Origin of the sequence: Exiguobacterium sp. A1_3_1, from assembly GCF_048985645.1 — a bacterium.
GTDB lineage: Bacteria > Bacillota > Bacilli > Exiguobacteriales > Exiguobacteriaceae > Exiguobacterium_A > Exiguobacterium_A indicum.
Genome location: NZ_WBYY01000211.1, coordinates 1 through 4,808, shown reverse-complemented (window position 1 = coordinate 4,808; position 4,808 = coordinate 1). Strand labels below are relative to the sequence as shown.

The 4,808-nt window shown below is 44.9% G+C and carries 5 protein-coding genes; 1 reads left to right on the top strand and 4 read right to left on the bottom strand.

The annotated features are described in order from the left end of the window. From F8N00_RS16245 to F8N00_RS16235, 3 genes are all read right to left on the bottom strand, one after another. Positions 1–219 (bottom strand): type II toxin-antitoxin system RelE family toxin (locus F8N00_RS16245; protein WP_421018586.1); only part of this gene is annotated, 219 nt, incomplete at its 3' end. Next, positions 216–440, bottom strand: coding sequence for a type II toxin-antitoxin system RelB family antitoxin (gene relB / locus F8N00_RS16240; protein WP_026829710.1), 225 nt, complete (start codon positions 438–440; stop codon positions 216–218). The genes F8N00_RS16245 and relB, both read right to left, overlap by 4 nt. Positions 441–637: 197 nt before the next feature. Continuing rightward, positions 638–1,780, bottom strand: a complete 1,143-nt coding sequence (locus F8N00_RS16235) for a copper resistance D family protein (protein WP_214859077.1) — start codon at positions 1,778–1,780, stop codon at positions 638–640. A 14-nt stretch (positions 1,781–1,794) separates the two neighbouring features. Between F8N00_RS16235 and F8N00_RS16230 the strand changes: the two genes are divergently transcribed. Further along, positions 1,795–2,778: a heavy metal translocating P-type ATPase gene (locus tag F8N00_RS16230; protein ID WP_214725543.1), complete on the top strand. Its 984-nt coding sequence runs from the start codon at positions 1,795–1,797 to the stop codon at positions 2,776–2,778. A 200-nt stretch (positions 2,779–2,978) separates the two neighbouring features. On the opposite strand, the gene F8N00_RS16225 is transcribed toward F8N00_RS16230, so the two are convergent. Beyond that, on the bottom strand, positions 2,979–4,808 hold a 1,830-nt coding region (locus tag F8N00_RS16225; RefSeq protein ID WP_421018585.1), incomplete at its 5' end, for a heavy metal translocating P-type ATPase.

The window sequence follows — 4,808 nt, the reverse complement described above, 5'->3', positions numbered from 1 at the left end:
GAGACAGTCCTGGATGTCAGCAATCAGACGATAATCACCGATGCGATAACGCCATTCACCCGAGCGATTCGAGACGAGTCCTTTACCATGACGACGCGGATCATCCGTCCCGACCAGATTCTTCTTGATCCAGGACATGATAATCCGCGCTTGTTGGGGATCCATCTTCTTGAGAGACTTTTGAGCTCCGCGCTCAAACTCCACCGTATATGCTGTCATTCTAAATCAAGTTCCTTCATCATATCGTCGAAAGAGATCGCTTCTGATTTTTTACGGTGTGCTGCCATCGAATCATGATAGAGTTGCAAATCGATTTCGTCTTCGATGCGGTCGAGGACGGCATCGCGAACGAGTGTAGAAATCGTGATGTTTTTTGCCTTCGCATATTCTTTGATGAGTCGTGTATCCTGGTCATCCAGACGTACGGAAATGGTACTCATGATTATCAGCTCCTTTGTAATACATTGTAATACATATTCCAGTAGTAGTCTAGAAATGGCACCGATTTAAAATAGGATTGAACCTGTTATAACTAGTATGAAAATGATGAATAAGTATGAAAAAAGAAAGACTGCTGTATCGCATGCCTTTCTTTTTGTATAAGACGTCGCACACGCTGAAATGCTCATGTGGAGGATCATAAATACACGGAAATACTATACAACGCTGCGAAAAATAATGAGATCGAGACGCCTAATCCAAGATAGAGGGTCTTGATGGAGTCTTGGGTTGATCGGATGACGTACACCAACAATCCCACGAAAAGGAGGCTGATTGCCATCAAGAAGAGGGATATCATGGTCGGTTCGAACCGGATATCAGAATAGGTGAAACGCAAGCTAGGGAAAAGAAACCCTGACAGTGGACCAGCCCCGCTGGATTGAAGAGTATCCTTGATCGAGTGAGGGGGTTCCTGTTGACCGAGCCACGCAGTCGCTGTGAAGAGAAGCAGGATCAAGATGCCTTCCATGCGCATCCGCATCCGTCGGACTTCAAACGATCGTTCAGGAGACGCGTAACTCCACTTCCCGTTCATGATACCGATGATCAGCACGGGTAGAATCAGGACGTGTTTCCAGAGTAAGGCTTGTCCATACGGTAAAATCCAGGAATCGGAATACTCCTCTACCTGCACGACGACAGACATCAGATAGATGCCGGAACCGACGATCAGTAAGAAACATAGCGTCACGAGTGGTTTGAACCATTCGAGGAAGATGCCCCAGTTACGGTCTGATGGACTCCAAAAGCCGAGTATGAGCAATCCACCGGTCCAGATGAAGACGGCGAGTGCGTGAATAGAATGTACGAGCATGCCTTCTGCCCCTTTGATGCTAGAGGCGTGCCCGGACCACGCGAACGTAACGACCATCGCCATAACAAGGAATACCCCTAGTTTTATACGTCCAGGACTGAGTGATGAACGATTGATGACGATGAGAAGGAGTACACTCCAGAGAGCCATCAGAATCCAAGCGTTCCCTGCCTCGAATGTAAGTAACACGGATTGCAGTGTTATCCAAAAACCGATCTCTTCATATAAATACAGTACGATTCGTAAGACGGACAGGGAAAAGGATAACAGCATCAGCACGATGAGCATGCGAACCCAGCGGATTGAAAGCGATACGTCAGGTCGGTAAGAACGAGGGATGAGCTGGACGGAAAAGAAACCGATCAACAGCGCAAGACAACCGTAGAGGAGCGTATCGCCGATCAGATAGAGCGCGGTCATCGCTTCCGCCCCTTCCCGATAAATCAGATCAGCTCGTCCAAACATTCACCGTTTCCGGGATGGACTGTAGTAGCTGTGCTAAGACGATCGAACAACACTTTCAAAAGATGCAAAATGTCCAGACCGTCACAGTTTCGTTTGCCCGTGGGGAGATGGAAATCGACCATCAGCTGGATGCTCGACAAGTCCAAAGCGAGCTGAACAAGATCGGTTTCGATGGATACGTCAAGGGAAAGAAAACGTCCGAGGCACCGGTCCGGTCGTTCGAGGGGATCTCCTTGATCCTGTCCGGGATTTTGATTGGTCTGGGATTGCTCATCCAAACGAGCGGAGTAGCGTATCTTCCGAATGTTTTGTACGGTATCGCCTTGATCCTCAGTGGGGGGAGAGTTTTCCGGAGTGCCTATTATGCCGTCCGTGCCCGCTCACTCGACATGAACGTATTGATGAGCGTAGCAGCCATCGGTGCCGCATGTATCGGGGAGTGGCTCGAGGGAGCGACCGTCGTCTTCCTCTTTGCCATCGGCAATTTGCTTCAGAATCGCTCCCTTGCGCGGACGCGCAATTCCATTCAGAAACTGATCGAACTGTCTCCGAAGGAAGCCTTCGTGCTGACGGACGGGGACGTTAGACGTAAACCGGTGGAAGCGGTGCGAGTCGGAGAAATCCTCCGGATTCGACCAGGTGATCAGGTTGCACTGGACGGCACGATCCTGAACGGGACGACGACCATCAATCAAGCACCGATCACGGGCGAATCGATTCCTGTCGATAAGAAGGAAGGCGATCACGTATTTGCCGGAACGCTCAACATGGATCGTTCGTTCGACATGATCGTCGAGAAGACGTATCAAGAGACGACGCTTGCGCACATCATTGAACTGGTCGAGGAAGCGCAGGATAATAAAGCACCGAGTGAAGCGTTCATCGATCGTTTCGCGAAAGTGTATACACCGTTCGTCTTCCTAGGTGCATTGTTGCTGATGATCGTCCCACCTTTACTCCAACTTGGTAGTTGGGGAGAGTGGTTCTATAAGGGGTAGCGTCAGGAAAATGCGGATTTACAATGCTAAGGAAATTCCCATACTAAAAAGCCAAATTTCTCAACATCAATTGAGAAATTTGGCTTTTTCCGTTGCTCAGTTAAAGCGTCCTTTAGTTGTATATTTCCTGTTAATATCCCTTTTGAAGCATAACATTGTTTTCAATGATCGCACCCGATAGTTGACGCCCATTTTAGAACCTATTCTTTGATTTTCAATAAGCGTAAACTGTTTAATGTTACAAGTAAAGTTGCTCCCATATCAGCAAATATAGCTATCCAAAGTGTTAACCAACCGGGCATGACCAAAAGTAATGCCACTAATTTAATCGCCAAAGAGAAGGTAATGTTTTGCTTGATGATTGCTAAAGCCTTACGGCTTAATTTTATTGTATATGGCAATTTACTCAAATCATCAGACATTAAGGCGATGTCAGCTGTTTCTAAAGCTGTATCAGTTCCAGCACCACCCATTGCTACACCAACGGTAGATGCCGCAAGGGCTGGAGCATCATTCACGCCATCTCCGACCATCCCCACACTTTGATGTTTTTCTCGAAGTTCTTTAATAAAATTAAGCTTATCTTCTGGAAGTAAGTCAGCTTTAATATCCGAAACACCAACTTGTTTTCCGATGGCTGTTGCCGTTCTTTGGTTATCGCCTGTTAGCATCACTGTTTCGATTCCCATATTGTTCAACTTGCCGATAACTTCTTTAGACGATTCCCTCATTTCATCGGCTACGGCAATAAACGAAAGAATTTCTTTTTCTGTTCCTAACACCATCACCGTTTTACCTTGAGTTTGCATATCGGCAATTTTTTCTTTCCTATCGCTTGAAATGCTTCCGTGTAATTCCTCAAAAAGATTTGGACTTCCCACATAATACATTTCATTATTTATTTTGGCTTTAACGCCTTTACCTGTAATGGATTGAAAATCCTCTACTGTTACTTCGTTGAATTTTAATCCATTTTCTTCTGCTTTTCGCATAATCGCTGAAGCAAGAGGGTGCTGTGATCCTTTTTCAATGGCTGCTGTTATGGTCATTAATTCATTTTCATTTCTACCATATGTCACAATGTCTGTTACAGCAGGAATCCCTTTGGTTAATGTTCCTGTTTTATCAAAGGCTATCGCTTTTAAGTGTCCTGCTTCTTCTAAATGGATACCACCTTTAATTAAAACACCATTTTTCGCTGCATTTCCTATTGCTGTAACCACAGCAACTGGAGTTGAGACTACTAAGGCACAAGGACAACCAACCACTAATACAGCTAAGCCTTGATAAATCCATTGGCTCCAGTCTCCGCCAAATAATGGTGGAACTACCGCAATTAAAAGAGCTAGTATGACAATAGCTGGTGTATAGTATTTTGCAAATTTATCGACAAACGCTTGAGAAGGGGCCCGTTCTGCTTGGGCTTCTTCTACCAAGTGAATGATTTTTGAAAGAGTAGTATCTTCAACTCGTTTTGTTACTTTAACCTCAAGTAACCCTTCTTCATTCAAGGTTCCTGCAAATACTTCATCATTTGTGGTTTTCGTTACTGGAACACTTTCACCTGTAATCGCAGCCTGATTTAATGTCGATGTACCTTTAACCACTATTCCATCCATTGCTAACTTTTGACCGGACTTAACAATCATGATGTCTCCAACTTGAATATCATCAACATGAATCATCATTTCTTCATTGCCTCGTCGAATTAACGCTTCTTTTGGGGCAATATCCATTAAAGATTCAATAGATTGACGTGCTTTATCCATTGAATAACGCTCTAATGCTTCACTAATCGCAAATAGGATAACAACGGTTGCCCCTTCACCCCATTCACCAATGATTGCAGCTCCTATAATTGCAATAGTCATAAGCGTATTCATATCGAAATTTAATCTGCTTAGATTTTTGAGACCTTTAATGAATAACGAATATCCACCGATTAAAATGGACGCTGCATAACCAATTGTCGGTAGAACATGCTCTTCACCATACTGCTGTCTCTTATACACATCTCCGAGCCCACGAGA